The sequence below is a fragment of the Variovorax raffinosi genome, assembly GCF_051216615.1.
Taxonomy (GTDB): Bacteria; Pseudomonadota; Gammaproteobacteria; order Burkholderiales; family Burkholderiaceae_C; genus Variovorax.
The window spans coordinates 1-17,501 of the sequence record NZ_JBPJZR010000020.1; the positions used below are offsets into that span (position 1 = coordinate 1).

The 17,501-nt window shown below is 66.5% G+C and carries 20 protein-coding genes; 12 read left to right on the forward strand and 8 right to left on the reverse strand.

The window, feature by feature from the left end; all coding sequences use genetic code 11:
• Positions 1 to 52 precede the first annotated feature (52 nt).
• On the forward strand, positions 53 to 709 hold the full coding sequence (locus ACSFB7_RS35235; RefSeq protein WP_435476976.1) for an energy transducer TonB: 657 nt from the start codon (positions 53 to 55) through the stop codon (positions 707 to 709).
• Positions 710 to 786: 77 nt separating this feature from the next.
• Entirely contained in the window at positions 787 to 1,092 is a 306-nt protein-coding gene (locus ACSFB7_RS35240) for a hypothetical protein (RefSeq protein WP_435476977.1), read from the forward strand.
• An 80-nt stretch (positions 1,093 to 1,172) separates the two neighbouring features.
• On the opposite strand, the gene ACSFB7_RS35245 is transcribed toward ACSFB7_RS35240, so the two are convergent.
• Entirely contained in the window at positions 1,173 to 2,432 is a 1,260-nt protein-coding gene (locus ACSFB7_RS35245; RefSeq protein ID WP_435476978.1) for a D-alanyl-D-alanine carboxypeptidase family protein, read from the reverse strand.
• Between the two features lie 195 nt (positions 2,433 to 2,627).
• Here ACSFB7_RS35245 and kdsA point away from each other — a divergent pair, with 195 nt between their 5' ends.
• Positions 2,628 to 3,479, forward strand: a complete 852-nt coding sequence (gene kdsA, locus ACSFB7_RS35250) for a 3-deoxy-8-phosphooctulonate synthase (RefSeq protein ID WP_435476980.1) — start codon at positions 2,628 to 2,630, stop codon at positions 3,477 to 3,479.
• Between the two features lie 50 nt (positions 3,480 to 3,529).
• Here kdsA and ACSFB7_RS35255 read toward each other — a convergent pair whose 3' ends face one another.
• Together ACSFB7_RS35255 and ACSFB7_RS35260 are read right to left on the reverse strand one after the other, a co-directional pair.
• Positions 3,530 to 3,838 carry a DUF2628 domain-containing protein gene (locus tag ACSFB7_RS35255; protein WP_435476981.1) on the reverse strand — a complete coding sequence of 103 codons (309 nt, stop codon included), beginning with the start codon at positions 3,836 to 3,838 and terminating at the stop codon, positions 3,530 to 3,532.
• An 84-nt stretch (positions 3,839 to 3,922) separates the two neighbouring features.
• Positions 3,923 to 4,219: a hypothetical protein gene (locus ACSFB7_RS35260; RefSeq protein WP_435476982.1), complete on the reverse strand. Its 297-nt coding sequence runs from the start codon at positions 4,217 to 4,219 to the stop codon at positions 3,923 to 3,925.
• 212 nt (positions 4,220 to 4,431) lie between these two features.
• Here ACSFB7_RS35260 and ACSFB7_RS35265 point away from each other — a divergent pair, with 212 nt between their 5' ends.
• From ACSFB7_RS35265 to ACSFB7_RS35285, 5 genes are all read left to right on the forward strand, one after another.
• The gene (locus ACSFB7_RS35265; RefSeq protein ID WP_435476983.1) at positions 4,432 to 5,475 is read left to right on the forward strand and encodes an SAM-dependent methyltransferase; all 1,044 of its coding nucleotides are present in this window, start codon (positions 4,432 to 4,434) and stop codon (positions 5,473 to 5,475) included.
• Positions 5,472 to 6,269, forward strand: a complete 798-nt coding sequence (locus ACSFB7_RS35270; protein ID WP_435476984.1) for a DUF1295 domain-containing protein — start codon at positions 5,472 to 5,474, stop codon at positions 6,267 to 6,269. Before ACSFB7_RS35265 ends, ACSFB7_RS35270 begins: the two co-directional genes overlap by 4 nt.
• A complete protein-coding gene (locus tag ACSFB7_RS35275; protein WP_435476986.1) occupies positions 6,266 to 6,913 on the forward strand; it encodes a DUF6134 family protein in 648 nt (215 codons plus the stop codon). The genes ACSFB7_RS35270 and ACSFB7_RS35275 overlap by 4 nt, the downstream gene beginning before the upstream one ends.
• Before the next feature lie 103 nt (positions 6,914 to 7,016).
• Entirely contained in the window at positions 7,017 to 7,520 is a 504-nt protein-coding gene (locus ACSFB7_RS35280) for a GNAT family N-acetyltransferase (protein WP_435476987.1), read from the forward strand.
• 64 nt (positions 7,521 to 7,584) lie between these two features.
• Positions 7,585 to 8,097, forward strand: coding sequence for a P-loop nucleotide/nucleoside kinase family protein (locus ACSFB7_RS35285; RefSeq protein WP_435476988.1), 513 nt, complete (start codon positions 7,585 to 7,587; stop codon positions 8,095 to 8,097).
• Positions 8,098 to 8,110: 13 nt separating this feature from the next.
• On the opposite strand, the gene ACSFB7_RS35290 is transcribed toward ACSFB7_RS35285, so the two are convergent.
• The gene (locus tag ACSFB7_RS35290) at positions 8,111 to 9,424 is read right to left on the reverse strand and encodes an MFS transporter (protein ID WP_435476989.1); all 1,314 of its coding nucleotides are present in this window, start codon (positions 9,422 to 9,424) and stop codon (positions 8,111 to 8,113) included.
• A gap of 63 nt (positions 9,425 to 9,487) precedes the next feature.
• Complete coding sequence (locus ACSFB7_RS35295) at positions 9,488 to 11,125, reverse strand: GMC family oxidoreductase (protein ID WP_435476991.1); 1,638 nt, start codon at positions 11,123 to 11,125, stop codon at positions 9,488 to 9,490.
• 95 nt (positions 11,126 to 11,220) lie between these two features.
• Between ACSFB7_RS35295 and ACSFB7_RS35300 the strand changes: the two genes are divergently transcribed.
• The gene (locus ACSFB7_RS35300) at positions 11,221 to 12,039 is read left to right on the forward strand and encodes an IclR family transcriptional regulator (protein WP_435476992.1); all 819 of its coding nucleotides are present in this window, start codon (positions 11,221 to 11,223) and stop codon (positions 12,037 to 12,039) included.
• Between the two features lie 12 nt (positions 12,040 to 12,051).
• Here ACSFB7_RS35300 and ACSFB7_RS35305 read toward each other — a convergent pair whose 3' ends face one another.
• Positions 12,052 to 12,501, reverse strand: coding sequence for a hypothetical protein (locus tag ACSFB7_RS35305; protein ID WP_435476993.1), 450 nt, complete (start codon positions 12,499 to 12,501; stop codon positions 12,052 to 12,054).
• A 158-nt stretch (positions 12,502 to 12,659) separates the two neighbouring features.
• Between ACSFB7_RS35305 and ACSFB7_RS35310 the strand changes: the two genes are divergently transcribed.
• The 3 genes from ACSFB7_RS35310 to ACSFB7_RS35320 all read left to right on the forward strand — a co-directional run bounded on the left by ACSFB7_RS35310 (position 12,660) and on the right by ACSFB7_RS35320 (position 15,138).
• Positions 12,660 to 13,865 carry a DUF2252 domain-containing protein gene (locus ACSFB7_RS35310; RefSeq protein WP_435476994.1) on the forward strand — a complete coding sequence of 402 codons (1,206 nt, stop codon included), beginning with the start codon at positions 12,660 to 12,662 and terminating at the stop codon, positions 13,863 to 13,865.
• A 44-nt stretch (positions 13,866 to 13,909) separates the two neighbouring features.
• Complete coding sequence (locus ACSFB7_RS35315) at positions 13,910 to 14,380, forward strand: DUF1801 domain-containing protein (RefSeq protein WP_435476995.1); 471 nt, start codon at positions 13,910 to 13,912, stop codon at positions 14,378 to 14,380.
• 212 nt (positions 14,381 to 14,592) lie between these two features.
• Positions 14,593 to 15,138, forward strand: a complete 546-nt coding sequence (locus ACSFB7_RS35320) for a hypothetical protein (protein ID WP_435476996.1) — start codon at positions 14,593 to 14,595, stop codon at positions 15,136 to 15,138.
• Between the two features lie 30 nt (positions 15,139 to 15,168).
• Here the strand turns inward: ACSFB7_RS35320 and ACSFB7_RS35325 are convergent, their stop codons facing one another.
• Both ACSFB7_RS35325 and ACSFB7_RS35330 read right to left on the reverse strand, forming a co-directional pair.
• Positions 15,169 to 15,966 (reverse strand): sulfite exporter TauE/SafE family protein, encoded by a 798-nt coding sequence (locus ACSFB7_RS35325; RefSeq protein ID WP_435476997.1) that lies wholly within the window; start codon positions 15,964 to 15,966, stop codon positions 15,169 to 15,171.
• Positions 15,963 to 17,495 (reverse strand): AMP-binding protein, encoded by a 1,533-nt coding sequence (locus ACSFB7_RS35330; protein WP_435477090.1) that lies wholly within the window; start codon positions 17,493 to 17,495, stop codon positions 15,963 to 15,965. Before ACSFB7_RS35330 ends, ACSFB7_RS35325 begins: the two co-directional genes overlap by 4 nt.
• Positions 17,496 to 17,501: the final 6 nt, after the last annotated feature.

A 17,501-nucleotide genomic window follows, 5' to 3' on the forward strand; every position in this document is an offset into this window, starting at 1 on the left:
AGCGCTCGGGCGTGACCAAGCTGGGCATCATGGGTTCGGAGCAGTTCATCCCATGAGCCGCGCCAACGACTTCGACCCCAAGTCCCGCTTCGGCCCCGTGGGCATCGGCGTGATGATCCTGTTCCATGTGCTGGTCGGCTACGCGCTCGTGTCGGGCCTGGCCCGCAAGGCGGTCGAGATGATCAAGAAGCCGATGGACGCGACGATCATCGCGGAGATCAAGGTGCCTCCACCGCCCCCACCTCCACCGCCGCCACCGCCCAAGAAGATCGTCAAGCTGGAGACGCCGAAGGCCCCGCCACCGCCGCGCCCGGCCTACGTGCCGCCGCCGGCCGTGACGCCGACCGCAAGCACCGCGCCGGCGATCACGGCGGTGCAGAGCGTCGAGCCGGTGGCTCCGCCGCCCGCCGCGCCGCCTGCGCCGCCCGCGCCACCGGCACCGCCGAAGGCCGTCTCTTCAGACATCGCCGTGGCGTGTCCGAAGCAGGTCAAGCCCGAGATGCCGCGCAAGGCGCTGGACGAAGGCACCAGCGGTGTGGTCAAGGCGGAAGTGCGCATCAAGGGCAGCCATGTGACTGACGTGCGCTTCCTGTCGGGGCCGCGCGTGTACTACGGTGCGGTGCGCTCGGCCATGATGCGCTACGAGTGCCAGACGACGGGCGATGCGGAGATCCTGGCCACGCAGGAGTTCGTCTTCAAGATCGAGTAGGCCGACTTCTGGCCGGTTGTGGGACGATGCGCATCATCGTTCGCTCTGGAAAGCGAAAGGCCTGCCAGGAACAAAACATGGACAGCGAAGCAATCACTTCAAAACCGGTGCGCCCACTGCCTGCTCTGTTGCTCACGGCAGCGGCCCTTTGCCTGGGGGCGACGCTGCTGTTGCGCTGGTTTCTTTTCGGCGGCCATGCCGGCTTGGCCGCAGTCGCCTTCCTGGGGCTGGGCATGATCGTCTACCCCACCGGCGTGGTCTTGCTGATTGTCTATGCCGTGCTGGACAAACCATGGACGCGCCCGTTCGGGCGCGCCTGGTTCTTCTGGTTGCAAGTGCTGGTGACCGTGGCAATCGGCATGAGCGTCGCCGGCTGGCGATAGGGGCAATCGCAAGGCTGCGCCGCGTCCGGAATATCGCGGCACACGAGATCACGACGCGCCGCGTGTGCGGCTGTCGTCACTTACTTGCCGAACAACTTCATCAGGTGCTGCCACAGGCGCAGCATAAAGCCCGCGCGCTCCACATCGGCTTGCGCGACCAGCGGGGTTTCTCCCACCTGCTTGCCATTGGCGCTGGCGACCACCTTGCCGATCACCGTGCCCTTGGCCACCGGTGCTTCAAGGTCAGGCTTGATCTGCACCGAGGTCTGCACTTGCTGGCCGCGCGGCACGGTCACGTTCCATGGCGCGCCCAGAACCGCGGGAACCGTGTCGGCCTTGCCGAAGCTGACCTTGGCCGCCGTCACCACCGCATTCGGTTGAATGGGCGTGGCCTGCTCGAAATTGCTGAAACCCCATCCGAGCAGCGTGCGCGTCTGGTCGGCCCGCGCCTGCGCGCTGTTGGTGTTCAGAATCACCGTGATCAGGCGCATCCCGTTGCGCTTGGCCGAGGTGACAAGGCAGAAGCCCGCCTCCTGGGTGTGGCCGGTTTTCAGTCCGTCGACCGTGGGGTCGGTGTACAGCAGGGCGTTGCGGTTGCCCTGCTTGATGTTGTTGTATTTGAATTCGCGCTCGGCGTAGATCGGGTAGTAGTCGGCACTGTCGCGGATGATGGTGCGCGCCAGGATCGCGAGGTCGCGCGCAGACGACTTGTGCTGCGGGTCAGGCAGCCCCGTCGCATTGACGAAATGCGTGTGCGTCATGCCGATGCGCTGGGCTTCGGCGTTCATGAGCTTGGCGAAGTTCTCTTCGGAGCCGGCCATGTGCTCGGCGATCGCCTTGGCCGCGTCGTTGCCGGACTGGATGACGATGCCGCGCAGGATGTCGATCACCGTGGCCTGGCTGTTCAGCGGCAGGTACATGCACGACTCGGTGCTAGAGCCTCGGCACCAGGCGTTCTGGCTGACCGAAACAAGGTCCTCCTTCTTGAGCTTGCCCGAGCGAAGTGCCTGCTCGACCATGAAGCTGGTCATCATCTTGGTCAGCGACGCGGGCGGCAGCGGCTCGTCGGGGTTGTCCGAGGCGAGCACCTCGCCGGAGTCGAAGTCCATCAGCAGCCACGCCTTGGCGGCCAGCGCCGGCGGGCCGCCGGCGACAGGGGTTTGTGCCGCTGCAGGCGCCGGGGCAGGCGCGGCAGCAGGCTTCTTGCTGTGGGCCGCGGGCTTGGCGGCATGGTTCTGGGTTGCATACGACGCCGAGTACGGCGCCAGGGTCCCTGCGGCGATTGCGAAGACGACGGAGAGGGTGGAAAGACGCTTGGATTGAGTGATGGTCAGGGGCATGGCAAACATTGTGGCGAATCGTGTGTTGATCGCGCAATGGGATCGAAACAGGGCGAGAAGGTTCAGGCGGCAGGAGCCGGCCTCCCCCGCGATTATCCCGGGGTGCCCGGCAGGGCCGGCCACTGGCCGGGCAAAGGCGTGGTTTTTGGCCGTCCGGAGCGCGAGAATGCGGGCAACACCACAGGAGAGATTTTCTTGACGACCGTCGCCATCACCCCCGCAATCAACGTCAGCAACAGCAATGGCTTTGTCCTGTTTGGCGGCGTGAACGTCCTCGAGTCGAAGGACATGGCCCTGCGTTCAGCAGAAGAGTACGTCCGGGTCACCCGAAAGCTGGGCATCCCCTACGTCTTCAAGGCCAGTTTCGACAAGGCGAATCGCTCGTCCATCCATTCCTACCGGGGCCCGGGCCTGGAAGAGGGCCTGAAGATCTTCGAGGCCGTCAAGGCGGAGTTCGGCGTTCCCGTCCTCACCGACGTGCACGAGCCGTGGCAGGCGAGCCCCGTCGCCGAAGTGGTGGATGTTCTGCAGCTACCGGCCTTTCTCGCCCGCCAGACCGATCTGGTCGTCGCTCTTGCCCAGACGGGCAGGGTCATCAACATCAAGAAGCCCCAGTTTCTGAGCCCGCCGCAGGTGCTCAACATCGTCGAGAAGATCAGGGAGGTGGGCAACTCCCCCATCATCCTGTGCGACCGGGGAACCTGCTTCGGCTACGACAACCTTGTGGTGGACATGCTTGGCTTCAGTACGATGAAGAAGGTCACCGGCAACCTGCCCGTCATCTTCGACGTGACCCATGCCCTGCAGCAACGCGAGGCGAACGCCGCTGTTTCCGGAGGGCGGCGCGAGCAAGTGGCTGAACTGGCGCGTGCCGGTTTAGCTGTGGGCCTGGCGGGCCTGTTTCTTGAAGCTCACCCTGACCCGGCGCAGGCCAAATGCGACGGTCCCAGCGCCCTGCCGCTGGACCAACTGGAGCCGTTTCTCACGCAGTTGAAGGCCTTGGACGATCTGGTGAAGTCGTTCGCGCCTTTGCATATCCGGGCCTGAAGCCGTCATCTGTCTCGACGGTCCGAAGGGCAGTTCGTGGCCGAACACCCTCAGCGATGAACCCACCCACGTGTCGTGAGGTGCGACAGCAGCCACCGATTCCCGAAGCGGCCGAACACGAGCATGACCGACGGATAAATTGCCAGCCCGACAACGCTGAGCAGTGAAACACCATCCGTGCTTGCCATCTGAAAGGCCGTGCGTGTCGCAACCGCGGCAAGCATGGAAAGCGCGCATTGCCGCCAGAGTCCTTCGGACAAAGCCCATAGCGTGGGAACAAGAAAAGCCGGCCAGCAGAACCCTGTCCGCATGCTGCGGCTCTTTCCTTCCCGGTCGAACATGACAATTTTTTCGGACATTCTGGTGGGTTCTATCGGTCATCGGCAGGCGCGGGGTCGGCCCTTGCCGGGCTGAGAAAGTTCGTCAGCGCTGCAATGCGCTCATCACTCACGAACCAACCGGGTGTATCGCCAGAAGCCCCAGATGCCCCCGACGGCGATGCCGATTCCCACGCTCCAGCCCGGCGAAAGACCGAATCCGAAGGCCAGGAGCAGCATCAGGCCGGCGCTGGCCAGTCCGATGAAAACCAGCGTGACGAAATCGAAGCGCGCGACCTCGAAGGTGTCCTCGGCAACGCCACGGGTGCGGCGGCCTTGCTTGCGGCGCTGGCCCCTGAACAGGAGGACATCGAGAACGAAATCGAAGAGGCCGACGAAAAGATCGGCCAGGGTGCTCCACATGAGGATGCTCCATTTGCGGTGACACCCTGGGTTGTTGTTGTCATTGCTGTTGTTCTCATGATGGTCCGGCCAGGGTGGAGCGGCGGATCATGTCTAAATGTTACCGTGCTTGCGGCCTCCACAATGGCGCAGGCCGCGCATCCAAAACACATCCCGTTGCGTACAGGTGCCTACGGCACGCGCTTCGACGTGCCTTTGGCCGAGGAACAGTCATGCCGCAGGACATCGCATTCGCCATCCGCTGGGTCGAAAAGGGCCTGGTCCCCGACACCGTGGTCCGCCAGGGCATCCGCCGGCTGCTCAAGGAGCGGCTGACCGAGCTGCACGCCGGCAACGCGCTGGCGGTGGCCGAGCTGACGCAGGACTTCGTCGCCAGCATGGGCGCGGCCCACCTGGCGCCGCTGCCGGAGAAGGCCAACGAGCAGCACTACGAGGTTCCGGCCGCCTTCTTCGGCGAAGTGCTGGGGAATCACCGCAAATACAGCAGTTGCTACTGGCCCGAAGGCACGCGGACGCTGGAAGAGGCCGAGTCCGCCGCGCTGACCGCCACCTGCGAGCGCGCCGGCCTGGTCAACGGGCAGGACGTGCTGGAGCTGGGCTGCGGCTGGGGCTCGCTCACGCTCTGGATGGCGGCCAGGTACCCGGGCAGCCGCATCACGGCACTGTCCAACTCGAATTCGCAGCGTGAATACATCGAGGCGCAGGCGGCGCAGCGCGGCCTGGGCAATGTGTGCGTGCTGACCCGCGACATCAACGTGTTCGACACCGACGAGCGCTTCGACCGCGTGGTCTCGGTCGAGATGTTCGAGCACCTGCGCAACTGGCCGCAGGCCTTTGCGAACGTCGCGCGCTGGCTCAAGCCCGGCGGGCGTTTCTTCATGCATGTGTTCGCCCACAAGGAAGCGCCGTACCCCTTCGAGGTGCGCGACCCCAGCGACTGGATGAGCAAGTACTTTTTCTCCGGCGGCATGATGCCCAGCGACGACCTTGCGCTGTACTGCCAGGACGACCTGCGCCTGCTGCGCCGCTGGCGCTGGGAAGGCGGCCACTACCAGCGCACCGCCGAGGCCTGGCTGCGCAACATGGACGATCGCCGTGCCGCGCTGCGCCCGCTGTTCCAGGCCACCTACGGCGCCGACGCCAATGTGTGGTGGACCCGCTGGCGGCTGTTCTTCATGTCGGTGGCTGAACTGTTCGGCTTCGACGGTGGCCAGCGCTGGTGGGTCAGCCACTATTTGTTCGAGCGCCGCGCATGAGCGGTTTGACGGACGTGGCGCTGGCCGGTCTGGCACTGACCGCATCCCTGGCCTTCCTCACCTGGGTGGCAAGCCTGGTTCGCCACGACGCCAGCCTGATCGACCGCATGTGGCCCGTCTGTATCGTGGGTGCCGGCCTTGTCTACTTCGCGCTGCTGCCGGTGCAGACGGTGCGCGGCCTGTGGATGGCCGTGCTCGGCACCGCCTGGGCGGTGCGGCTGTGCCTGTACATCACCTGGCGCAACTGGGGCCACGGCGAAGACCGCCGCTACCAGGCGATTCGCGCGCGCAACCAGCCGAACTTCGGCTTCAGGAGCCTGTACCTCGTGTTCGCGCTGCAGGCGGTGCTGGCGTGGATCGTCTCCGCGCCTTTTCTGCCCGGCATGATCGCGGCGCGGCCATTGGGCATGCTCGATGCGCTCGGCATGGTGCTGGCGCTGTCCGGCATCTTCTTCGAGGCCATCGGCGACGCGCAGATGGCCCGCTTCAAGGCCGACCCCGCCAACAAGGGGCAGGTGATGGACCGCGGCCTGTGGCGCTACACGCGCCACCCCAACTATTTCGGCGAGGCCTGCGTCTGGTGGGGCCTGTGGCTCATCGCCATCGGCGGCGCGGGCTGGAGCGGCGCCTGGAGCGTGGTGTCGCCACTGCTCATGACCTGGCTGCTGCTGAAGGTCTCGGGCGTTGCCATGCTCGAAGGCGACATCGGCGAGCGCCGGCCCGCCTACCGCGACTACATCGCACGCACCAACGCCTTTTTGCCCGGGCCGGTGCGCAACCACAAGGCGTCATGACAAACAAAGCACACTGGATCTTCATGCTGGCCGCGCTGATGGGCAGCGCGACATCGGCCGCAGCGGGGCCGGCCGGCGGCGAATGGAACTTCCGCGTGCTGCTCGACGACTCGCCCATCGGCGAGCACCGCTTCGCGCTCAGCACCGCGGGCGACGAGCGCAAGCTGACCAGCCAGGCCGAGTTCGCGGTCAAGCTGCTGGGCGTGACCGTCTACCGCTACCAGCACAGCGCGACCGAGCACTGGCGCGGCGACTGCCTGCGGCAACTGGTCTCCAAGACCGACGACGACGGCACGCGCGAAAAAGTCGATGCCGAAGCCACGGCCGACAACGCGCTGGCCGTGGTCACGCCCAAGGGCACGCAGTCGGTGGACGGCTGCGTGATGAGCTTCGCCTACTGGAACCCCACCATCCGCAAGCAGGAGCGGCTGCTGAACGCGCAGAGCGGCAAGATCGAAGCGGTGCAGATCAGCCGCGCCGGCAACGGAACGGTGGAGGTGCGCGGCCAGCCCGTGGCGGCCACCCGCTGGCGCATTGCGACGACGGCCCAGCCCATCGACGTCTGGTATTCGCAGCAGGGCGACTGGATCGGGCTCGACTCGACCGTGAGCGGCAATCGCAAGCTCAGCTACCGGTTGAAGTAGTTCCTGGCGTGCTTCGAAGGAAGAGGGCGCATCGGGGCCGTGCGCCAATAATGTTGCGGTCATGAATGACCATGAAGAAGTTCGAAGCTTCCGAGGACCCCGCATGCACGTTGAACTGGTTTCCGAAACCCGGCACGAGTCGCTGACCGACCTCATGTGCGAGCTGCATGCCTTCTACAACGAAGGCGCCGTGGCTTCCCGCGAGGCTGTACGGGAACACCTTCTGCAGAATCTCCTGGCGCCCGGCTCACCCCAGCGCCTTGTCGTGGCGGTGGGCGATGACGGGGCGGTGCTCGGCCTGGCGGCCATCGGGCTGGTCTATTCGCTGGTCGAGTTCGATCCTGAAAACCGCAAGCACTGCCAGTTGAAGGAGCTGTACGTGAGGTCGTCGGAAAGAAGCCACAGCGTCGGCAAGGCGCTCATGTCCTGGGTGGCCCGCTACGCCTTCGAGAACGGCTGCCGCCGCATCGACTGGCCCGTCAAGGCATCGAACGCGCGGGGCATCGCGTTCTACGAAAGCCTGGGCGCGGCCAGAGTCGCCGACAGGCTCAGCTACCGGCTTTGCGAACCCAAGCTGAGCGAACTCGCAAGCGCACCGCTGCCGTGACGACCGCCACCATCGAACATCAATCCGCCGTCGCATCACCACAGAATCATTCGCGCCAGTTTCCATGCCAAGCATTCATCTGATCGAAGGCCCCGTCGGTGCGGGCAAATCAACCTACGCGGCCGCCCTGGCGTTGCAGGCCGGGGGCGTGCACATCGCGCTGGACGAATGGTTCGCCACGCTGTTCAGCCCCGACCGGCCCGCCGGCGACTTCGTACCCTGGTACATCGAAAGGAAAGCGCGGCTGCTCGACCTCATCTGGCGCCATGCCCACCGTGTGCTGGCGTCGGGCGCGGACGCCATCCTCGAACTTGGCCTGATCCAGCGGCAGGGCCGGGCCGAGTTCTGTGATCGGATACGGGCCGAGGGCCATCCGTTCACGGTCCATGTCCTGGACGCACCGCTCGAAGTCCGTCGCGAGCGTGTGCAGCGACGCAATGCCGAGAAGGGCCCGACGTTCTCGATGGTCGTTCCGGACCACGTCTTCGACATGGCAAGCGCCCTGTGGGAAGCGCCTGACGAGTTCGAATGCAGCGAGTACGACGTGACTTTCGTGCCCACCGCCGCGAACCGGTAAGCGACCGGCCGCCTCAGCGCGAGGGCACTGCCACCGGTTCATCGGCCGGCGACGCGCTGCGCCCGATCATCCACGCGCACACCGCTGACACCACGCCCGCGAACAGCACGTACAGGCAGATCTGCCACGGCTCGCCGCCGCCCGACTTGAGCAGCGCGGTCGCGATGATCGGCGTGATGCCCGAGGCGAAGATGCCCGAGAACTGGTAGACGAAGCTGATGCCCGTATAGCGCACCTTGGCATCGAACAGGTCGCAGAACAGCGCCGCTTCGGGCCCGTACACCGACGCATAAAGAATGCCGAAGGGCACGATGATCGCGAGCCACACCAGCAGCACGTTGCCGCCGCTGTGCGTCATCAGCCAGAAGCCGGGGAAGGCCGACACCGCCGTGATCAGCGATCCCCACATGTAGACGCGGGGCCGCCCCAGCCGGTCGGACATGCGGCCGAAGAAGGGAATGAAGAAGATCATCACCACCGCCGCCGCCATCACGCCCAGCAGCGCCTCGGTGCGGCTGATCTTGAGCGTGCTCGTGAGGTAGTTGATGGAGAACACGCCGAAGATGTTGAAGAACACACCGTCGATGTAGCGCGCGCCCATGCCCTTGAGCACGTTGCCGGGGTAGCGGCGGATCATGTCCATGAAGGGAATGCGCAGCTCGGCGTTGCGCGCCTTCACGGCCGCGAACTCGGGCGTTTCCTGCACGTGCAGCCGGATGTACATGCCCACCATCACCATCGCGCCCGAGATCAGGAAGGCGATGCGCCAGCCCCAGGCCAGGAACTGCTCGTCGGTGAGCAGCGACGACAGCAGCGCCACCACGCCCGAGGCCAGGCACAGGCCGATCGCCAGGCCGATCTGCGGCAGCGAGGCGTAGAAGCCGCGCTTTTCCTTCGGCGCGTACTCGTAGGCCATCAGCACCGCGCCGCCCCATTCGCCACCCAGGCCAATGCCCTGCGCAATGCGCAGCAGCAACAGCAGCAAGGGCGCCGCAATGCCGATCTGCGCGTAGGTGGGCACCAGGCCGATCAGGAAGGTGGCCACGCCCATGATCATCAGCGTGATGATGAGCATGCTCTTGCGCCCGATCTTGTCGCCGAAGTGGCCGAAGATCACGCCGCCCAGCGGCCGCGTGACGAAGCCCACCGCGAAGGTCGTGTAGGCCAGCAAGGTCGACACCACCGGATCGCTGCCCGGGAAGTAGAGCTTGTTGAACACGATGCCGGCCACCACGCCGTACAGGAAGAAGTCGTACCACTCGATGGTGGCGCCCACCAGGGCCGAAACCACCACCCTGCGAATCGCTTTCTCGTCGCTTGCACTCATGTTTGTCTCCGATGAGGTTTGTCGTGGTGGCCTCTGCGGGCCTTGTCGGGTTTGCAGAAAAACTCAGTGCGCGGCGGCTGCCGCTCTCAGGTCCTCTCTGATCAGGTCGACGGCCTTCTCGGCCATCATCACGGCGGGCGCATTGGTGTTGCCCGACACCAGCGTGGGCATGGCCGAACAGTCGATCACGCGCAGCCCTGCGATGCCGTGCACGCGCAGGCGCGCATCGACCACGGCCAGCGCGTCGCTGCCCATGCGGCAGGTGCCGGTGGGGTGGAAGATGGTGGCGCCGTTGTTGCGGCAGAACTCCAGCAGCTCGGCGTCGCTCGCGGCATCGGGGCCGGGCTTCACCTCGCGCTTGACGTAGGGCCGCATCGCGGGCGCATCGGCAATGGCGCGCGCCGCTCGCACGCCGGCCACCGTGGTCGCGCGGTCCAGTTCGGTGGCGAGGTAGTTGGGCTGCATCTCGGGCGGCTCGGCCACGTCGCGCGAGCGGATGCGGATGTGGCCGCGGGATTCGGGCCGCAACTGGCACACCGACATCGTGAAGCCCGAATACGGATGCACCTTGCCGCCCGCCATGTCGGCCGACAGCGTGGCAACGTGGAACTGGATGTCGGGCGTGGCCGCCACCGGCCGGCCGCTCGCATCCTTCAGCGCGCGCATGAAGCAGCCGCCCTGGTTGATGCCCACCGCCAGCGGGCCGGTGCGGTGCAGCAGCCATTCGAGGCCCATGCCGATCTGGCCGGTCCATGAATTGAGCTGGTCGTTGGTGGTGATGGGCTTCGTGCACTCGTAGCCCAGGCGAATCTGCAGATGGTCCTGCAGGTTCTCGCCTACGCCCGGCAACTCGTGCACCACCGGAACGCCCAGGCGCTCCAGCAGCGCGCGCGGCCCGATGCCCGAGAGCTGCAGCAACTGCGGCGACTGGATCGAACCCGCCGACAGCAGCACCTCGGCGCGGCAGCGCGCGGTCTTCAGCTCGCCGCCTTGCCGGTAGCTGATGCCGACGGCGCGGCGCCCCTCGAACAGCAACTGGCTGGCCAGTGCATCGGTCTCGATGCGCAGGTTGGGCCGGTGCTTCGCGGGTGTCAGGTAGGCCTTGGCCGTGCTGCAGCGCCAGCCCTTGTGCGTCGTCAGCTGGTAGTAGCCCGCGCCTTCCTGCATGGCGCCGTTGAAGTCTTCGGTGCGCGGCACGCCGGTCTGCTGCGCGCCGCCGATGAAGGCTTCGATCAGCTCGTGCTTTGCCGCGATGTCGGATACCTTCAGCGGGCCGTCACCGCCATGAAAGGCATCGGAGCCGCGCTGGTTGCCTTCGGACTTGATGAAGTAGGGCAGCACATCGTCGTAGCCCCAGCCCGCATTGCCCAGCGCGGCCCAATGGTCGTAGTCCTCGCGCTGGCCACGGATGTAGATCAGCCCGTTGATCGCGCTGGAGCCGCCCAGCGTCTTGCCGCGCGGCCAGTAGATGCGCCGGCCGTTCATGTTCGGGTCGGGGTCGGTCTCGAAGCGCCAGTTGTAGGTGGGGCTCCACATCGTCTTGCCGTAGCCGATGGGCAGGTGAATCCAGAGCGACTTGTCGGGTGGCCCGGCTTCGAGCAGCAGCACGCGCGTGGCCGGGTCTTCGCTCAGGCGGCCGGCCAGCACGCAGCCGGCCGAACCGGCGCCTACGACGATGTAGTCAAACTCTTCATCAGGCATGCAAGGGGTCCGGGAGTGGAACAATCGCTGGGCTCGGCCGCATCGTAGGCCATTGATTTTCGGAACGCAATGTTCCACTTTTAAGGTTTACCCGCATGCCCCGTTCCGCGCGCACGCCTGCCGCCGTTGTTGCAACCCCTTCGCTGGCACCGGCCGTGGCCGACGAACCCGGCTCAGGCTCCTCGGCCGAACGCAGCCTGCGCCTGCTGGCGCTGCTGGCCAACGAGGGCCGCGCGCTCACGCTCGCCGAACTGGCCGCGCAACTGGGCCTGCCCAAGGGCACCGCGCACCGCATCTGCACGCAACTGCTGGCGACGGGATTCTTGGCGCGCGACGTGGACGAACGCTCGTTCAGCGTCGGCCCCGCGCTGCGCAAGCTGGCCTTCGACACGCTCAACCACGGCGTGGTGCGCGGGCTGCGGCACGAGGTGCTGTCCGAACTCGTGCGCCAGGTCGGCGAGACCTGCAACCTCACCACACTCGACGGCGCGCAGGTGCTCTACCTCGACCGCGTCGAGGCGCAATGGCCGCTGCGGCTGACGCTCGACGTGGGCTCGCACGTGCCGCTGCATTGCACCGCCAGCGGCAAGCTGTTCCTGGCGCTGATGCCGGGCAAGGAACGCGACACGCTGATCGACAAGCTGCCGCTCGAACGCATGACCGCCAACACGATCACCACGGCCAAGGCATTGCGCGCCGAATGCGAGGCGATCGCGAATGGCGGCTACTCGTGCGACCGCGAGGAGTTCATCGCCGGGCTGGTGGCGGTGGCCGTGCCGGTGCGCGATGCGGCCGGCGCGGTGCGCGCGGCGCTCGCGGTGCATGCACCGACCGCGCGCATGTCGATGGACGATGCGATGAAGCGCATCGATGCGCTCAAGGCCGCGGCGGCGAAGATCACCGCGCTGCTCTGAGCGCTTGGAGGCTTACTGCGCCACTGCCTTGCAGTTGACGAGCTTGGGCGAGGGTACCAGCGCGCTGGCCAGAAAGCCTTCGTTCAGGCACTCGAAGACGAAGCTGCCGGAGAGCTGGAAGGCCGCGAGCTTTCCGTCCTTGAACTTCGGCTTCAGCGCGTCCTGGTCGCCCACGTCGAAGGAAGTGTCGAAGCTCGAACCGTCGTCGGCGACCGCGCCGAAATAGGTCGTGCCCGCGTCGCCGCCCATGCGCATCACCTTGCCGCTGAACGCCAGCCGCTTCTTCGTGTACCTGGCCGCAGCCTCCTGGGGGTTGGCCTTGTAGGCGGCAACGATCTGGCTGTAGCTGACGACGGGCGCCGCCTGGGGCTCGTCGGCCTGTGCCTTGCCATGCCAGAGGGAGGCTGCGGCAAGCACCGGGAGTGCGGAAAGAAGAGCCAGTCGTAGAGAGATGGTTCGCATGCGGGGATAGACCTGAATCCGTTGGTTTTTTTGTTGAACAAGCGCCGCGAGGGCCGGGCGAATATACAAGGCGATTTCCGCCCGGATGCGTGCGCGCCGGCAGGCGTTGGCGCGAGAATCCGTTGCGCCATGCAGCGTGCATGAGAAACGGGGAACGAATGCCGAACGTCATCGAAACCATCCGCAGCTTCAACGCAGGCCGCGACCCCGAGCGCCTGGCGATGAAGTACGCCAACCTGCGCACCAACGCCTTCGTCTTCCTGCGTGGCACCTGCCACCTCTTCTACGACCACCTGCCGGCCGACGCGCTGTTCGCGAAGGCGCCCGCAGGCTGGCTGTGCGGCGATGCGCACCTGGAAAACTTCGGCAGCTACAAGGGCGACAACCGGCTCGTGTACTTCGACCTCAACGATTTCGATGAAGCGGCACTGGCGCCGGTGACATGGGAACTGGTGCGCTTCCTGTCCAGCATCCTGGTGGCCGGCGACAGCCTGTGCGCGAGCACCGACGATGCGACCGCGCTGTGCAAGGTCTTCCTCGATGCGTACGCCGGTGCGCTCACGCTGGGCAAGGCCCGCTGGGTCGAGCGCGACACCGCCGACGGGCTCATCGGCGATCTGTTGGAAACGCTCAAGGCGCGCACCCGGCCCGCCTTCCTGGACCGGCGCACCGACACCAAGGGCCACGGCCGCGTCATTCGCTGCGATGGCAAGCATGCGCTGAAGGTCGACGATGCGGCGCGCGACCGGGTGACGAAGCTGATCGACACCTTCGCCGCGACGCAAGACAAGCCCGCCTTCTTCAAGGTGCGCGACGTGGCGCGGCGCATCGCCGGCACCGGCAGCCTCGGCGTGGAGCGCTACATCGTGCTGGTCGAGGGCAAGGGCTCGCCCGACGGCAACTACCTGCTCGACCTGAAGCAGGCGCTGCCGTCGTCCCTGGCGCCGCACCTGAAGCTCAAGCAGCCGGACTGGCCGTCGCAGGCGCACCGGGTGGTGGGGCTGCAACGGCGCATGCAGGCCGTGTCGATGGCCTTCCTGCATCCTGTTGCGCAGGCCAAGGCCTCCTATGTGCTGCGCGGCCTGCAGCCCAGCGAAGACCGCGTGACGCTCGACGTGCGCCACACCGGGCTTGATCAGATCCGCGGCGTGATCGATGAAATGGGGCAACTGATGGCCTGGGCGCAACTGCGCAGCGCGGGGCGCCAGGGCTCGGCCATCGCGGATGCGCTGATCGAATTCGGCGGCTCGGCCAAGACCTGGCAGGGCGACCTGCTGGACGCCGCGCGCCAGTGCGCCGCGCAGGTCGAGAAAGACTGGAAGGCCTACAGCGAGGCCTTCGACGCCGGGGCGTTGAAGTCCTGAGGGGCGCATCCTTCGCCCTCGAACGATCCATCGGAATGCCGGCCATGAATGTGCCCGATCCCGAGCCGCAGATTGCCACCTTCCTGGCGAAGTACTCGCCCGCGATCGAAGCGCAGTTGCGGGACGCGCGCCAACGGCTGCAGGCCTTCTTTCCGCGCGGCTTCGAGCTGGTTTTCGACAACTACAACGCGCTGGTGTTCGGCATCAGCCCGACCGAACACGCGTCCGACGCGTTCATCTCCATCGCCGGCTATCCCCGATGGGTCACGCTGTTCTTTCTCGATGGCGCGGCGCTGAGCGATCCGGCCGGGTTGCTCGAAGGCGAGGGAAAGCAGGTGCGGAGCATTCGCCTGCAGGCACTGTCGCAGATGAACACGCCCGAGGTCGAAGCGCTGATTGCGCAGGCCGTTCTTGCGCACCGGCAGCGCCTGCTGGCCGCGCCGGCGCTTGCCACCATGGTCAAGACGGTGGTGGCCAGGCAGAGGCCGCGGCGGCCTGCGCAAGCGGGGCGTTGACGGCCGCGACGGCCGCGAAATCTCACGCGGCAAACCGGACACCGCACGCAAGTTTTCGAGTGAAAGCGCCCCGTGATTCGGGACCGATCCGACTGAAAACCTGAGTTCTAATTCGAACCGCGACCCGCATCGAGGTACGCCTAAAAAACGAGAGATATAGAGAAGGATCAGAGATGATATTCAGCGGTTTTTTCTTCTTCCTGCTGCTGTGCGTGGGCGCGGGTATCTGGGCTTCCAACCGGGGGCGCTTCGGTGTGGGCTGGTTCTTCATCAGCATCATCGTGAGCCCAGTGATCGCTTTCATTCTGCTGGCGGTCATGAAGGATCTTTCGAAAGACGCAGCCGAATCCGTGTCGGGAGAACAGACGAACTGGACACCAGCCCCGCCTCCCGGTCCGGTCGATGACGACTATGCGGTCGCGCTCGAAGAAGCGACCAACGGGCAGCGCAAGGCGGGCATCTGGGCCAAGGCATTCACGGATGCGGTCGGTGACAAGGACCGCACCGTGGCCCTGTACACCGCACGTCGTGCGCAGGACCTGGCCGATGAGCGCAACCGCCGCGCGGCCGACGAACTTCGGCAGACTGAAGAAGGCCGCGCTCTGCTGGCTCGGCAAGCGTACGACGCGCTGCCAAAGGGCACGTGCCCGAATTGCGGAACGGTGATTCCGCTTGATTCGCCCATCTGTCCTCAGCCGAAGTGCGGCGCGTCCTTCGATGCGCCGGACGGCTGGCGCATCAAGCCGCTGGGCGCCTGAGCATTTCCGCGCCCACGAGGGCGCGACAACTCAGCCAAGCAGTCCGACCAGCGACCGCACCACACTCACCGTCGCCAACGCAATCAGCAGGTTCAGCACATGCTTCCTGAACTGCTCCGGCGACACCCCCTTGAACGAGCGCTGCCCATACCAGATGCCCGCCAGCATCGCGGGCGCCAGCCACAGCGCCCACTTCAGCGTGTCGGGCCCCAGCAGGTTGCCCGAGGCATGCGCTGAAGAGGGCATCAACGCCGCGCAGATCAGCGACACCACATCGCTGAACAGCAGCAGCGCGATCAGCGTGGCGCGCAACGCGGCCGGCGCCATCTTCGCGGTGCTCAGCATCACCGCGATCGCGATGCCGCCGATGGCCGCCACGCCGTTGATGAAGCCCGACGCCAGCCCGGCCGCGAGCCGCACGCCGCGCGTGGGCACCAGCGTGACGTGCGCGCCGCCGCGCAGCAGCAGGGCCGCCGCCATCAGCAGCGCACCGATCAGCAGGCGCAGCGGTGTCTCGGGCAGCCACGCCAGCAGCGCCACGCCGATGGGAATGCAGATCAGGTTGCCCAGCATCAGCCAGCTCAGCCAGGGCATGTCGACATCGCGCGCGATGCCGCGCAACTGGCTCAGGCTCGCGAGGATTTCCAGCGCGAAGATCGCGGGCACCACCAGCGCGGGCGACACCACCAGCGACATGCCGGCCACCGTGATGGCCGAGAAGCCGAAGCCCGCGAAGCCGCGCACGATGCCCGCCGCGAACACCGCGCACAGGCTGTACACGAGCAAGGCCGGCGCCAGCGGCGGAGCCAGCAGTTCGGCCGCCGTCATGCCTCGAACAGCGGCAGCAGCTTCAGGCGCTGCACCTTTCCTGAAGGACCGCGCGGCAGATCGGCCACGAAGCGGTAGTGGCCCGGTGTCTTGTAGCGGCCGAGCGCACCGGCGCTGAAGGTGCGCAACTCTTCCTCGGTGCAGGCGAAGCCTTCGCGCAGCACGATGCACACGCCGATCTCCTGCCCGTAGTGGCGGTCGGGCACGCCCACGGCGGCGGCTTCCAGCACGGCGGGGTGCTGCAGCAGCGCCTCGTCGATCTCGCGCGGCGCGATGTTCTCGCCGCCTTTGATGATCAGTTCCTTGATGCGGCCGGTGACGAAGAAGAAGCCGTCTTCGTCGCGGTGGCCGAGGTCGCCGGTGCGCAGCCAGCCGTCGGGCGTGAAGCTCGCGCGCGTGGCCTCGTCGTTCTTGTAATAGCCGAGCATCACGTTCGGCCCGCGAATCACCAGCTCTCCGGTCACGCCGTTGGGCACGGCCGCCAGTTGCGCATCGACCACGCCGGCCATGCAGCCCGATGCGCGCCCCACCGAGCCGAGCTTGCGCGCGGCCGGGTCCATCGGGTTGGAGAACGAAGGCGCGGCCGTTTCGGTAAGGCCCATGGTCTCGACGATGCCGATGCCGAACATCTGCTCGAAGGCGCGATGGTGCTCGGGCGGCAGCGCGGCCGAGGCCGAGCGGCAGAAGCGGATGGCCACCGTCTGCGCAAGCGGCGGCTTCGGGCCTTCGAGCAGGTACGAGATCATGGTGGGCACCACGTTGATCCAGCTGCACTGGGTGTGCGTGGCCTGCGCCCAGAAGCGGCCGGCGGAAAACTTCGGCGGCATCGCCAGGCTGCCGCCGTGCGCCAATGGCGCGAGCATGGTCACCGCGAAGGCGTTGATGTGATATAGGGGCAGCACCGCGAGCACGCGGTCGGAGGGTTGCAGCGCGTGCTCGGCGCTGATCGCATGCGCGTTGGCCGCGAGGTTGCGCTGCGTGAGCATCACGCCCTTGGGCATGCCGGTGGTGCCCGAGGTGTACATCAGCAGGGCCACGCTGCCGAGTGCAGGCGGCGGCGCGGCGGGTGACGTGTCTTCTTCGTCTTTTTCTCCCGGCAGCGCATCGGCTTCGGGGTCGGCCACGATCACCGTCACCGGCCGGTCGAAGGCCTGAACCATGTCGCGCACGCGGGCTTCCCACTCGGGCGCGACGCAGACCACGCGGCAGTCCGAATGCGCGAGCACATAGCGCATCTGCTCGGGCTGCGACAGCAGGTTGACCGGGTTCACGCAGAAGCCGCCGTGCATCGCGCCCAGCAGCAGCCGCAGCGTCTGCAGCCCGTTGGGCATGACGACCGAGACCGTATCGCCCGGCTGCGCACCGTGGCTGCGCAGCACGGCGGCCACGCGCCGGCAGTTGCGCGCCAGTTCGCCGTAGCCGATGTGGCGGTCGTTCTCCGTCGCGCGTGCGTACACGGCATGCGGCTGCAGTCGCGCCTGATGCTCGATCAGCGCGTGGACGGTCTCCAGCGCCGCAGCGGGTGCCATCGCCAT

Coding starts and splice junctions, on each gene's coding strand:
- ACSFB7_RS35235 (WP_435476976.1), top strand. CDS start 53: ATGAGCCGCGCCAACGACTTCGACCCCAAGTCCCGCTTCGGCCCCGTG.
- ACSFB7_RS35240 (WP_435476977.1), top strand. CDS start 787: ATGGACAGCGAAGCAATCACTTCAAAACCGGTGCGCCCACTGCCTGCT.
- ACSFB7_RS35245 (WP_435476978.1), bottom strand. CDS start 2,432: ATGCCCCTGACCATCACTCAATCCAAGCGTCTTTCCACCCTCTCCGTC.
- ACSFB7_RS35255 (WP_435476981.1), bottom strand. CDS start 3,838: ATGTCCGAAAAAATTGTCATGTTCGACCGGGAAGGAAAGAGCCGCAGC.
- ACSFB7_RS35260 (WP_435476982.1), bottom strand. CDS start 4,219: ATGTGGAGCACCCTGGCCGATCTTTTCGTCGGCCTCTTCGATTTCGTT.
- ACSFB7_RS35265 (WP_435476983.1), top strand. CDS start 4,432: ATGCCGCAGGACATCGCATTCGCCATCCGCTGGGTCGAAAAGGGCCTG.
- ACSFB7_RS35270 (WP_435476984.1), top strand. CDS start 5,472: ATGAGCGGTTTGACGGACGTGGCGCTGGCCGGTCTGGCACTGACCGCA.
- ACSFB7_RS35275 (WP_435476986.1), top strand. CDS start 6,266: ATGACAAACAAAGCACACTGGATCTTCATGCTGGCCGCGCTGATGGGC.
- ACSFB7_RS35280 (WP_435476987.1), top strand. CDS start 7,017: ATGCACGTTGAACTGGTTTCCGAAACCCGGCACGAGTCGCTGACCGAC.
- ACSFB7_RS35285 (WP_435476988.1), top strand. CDS start 7,585: ATGCCAAGCATTCATCTGATCGAAGGCCCCGTCGGTGCGGGCAAATCA.
- ACSFB7_RS35290 (WP_435476989.1), bottom strand. CDS start 9,424: ATGAGTGCAAGCGACGAGAAAGCGATTCGCAGGGTGGTGGTTTCGGCC.
- ACSFB7_RS35295 (WP_435476991.1), bottom strand. CDS start 11,125: ATGCCTGATGAAGAGTTTGACTACATCGTCGTAGGCGCCGGTTCGGCC.
- ACSFB7_RS35300 (WP_435476992.1), top strand. CDS start 11,221: ATGCCCCGTTCCGCGCGCACGCCTGCCGCCGTTGTTGCAACCCCTTCG.
- ACSFB7_RS35305 (WP_435476993.1), bottom strand. CDS start 12,501: ATGCGAACCATCTCTCTACGACTGGCTCTTCTTTCCGCACTCCCGGTG.
- ACSFB7_RS35310 (WP_435476994.1), top strand. CDS start 12,660: ATGCCGAACGTCATCGAAACCATCCGCAGCTTCAACGCAGGCCGCGAC.
- ACSFB7_RS35315 (WP_435476995.1), top strand. CDS start 13,910: ATGAATGTGCCCGATCCCGAGCCGCAGATTGCCACCTTCCTGGCGAAG.
- ACSFB7_RS35325 (WP_435476997.1), bottom strand. CDS start 15,966: ATGACGGCGGCCGAACTGCTGGCTCCGCCGCTGGCGCCGGCCTTGCTC.
- ACSFB7_RS35330 (WP_435477090.1), bottom strand. CDS start 17,495: ATGGCACCCGCTGCGGCGCTGGAGACCGTCCACGCGCTGATCGAGCAT.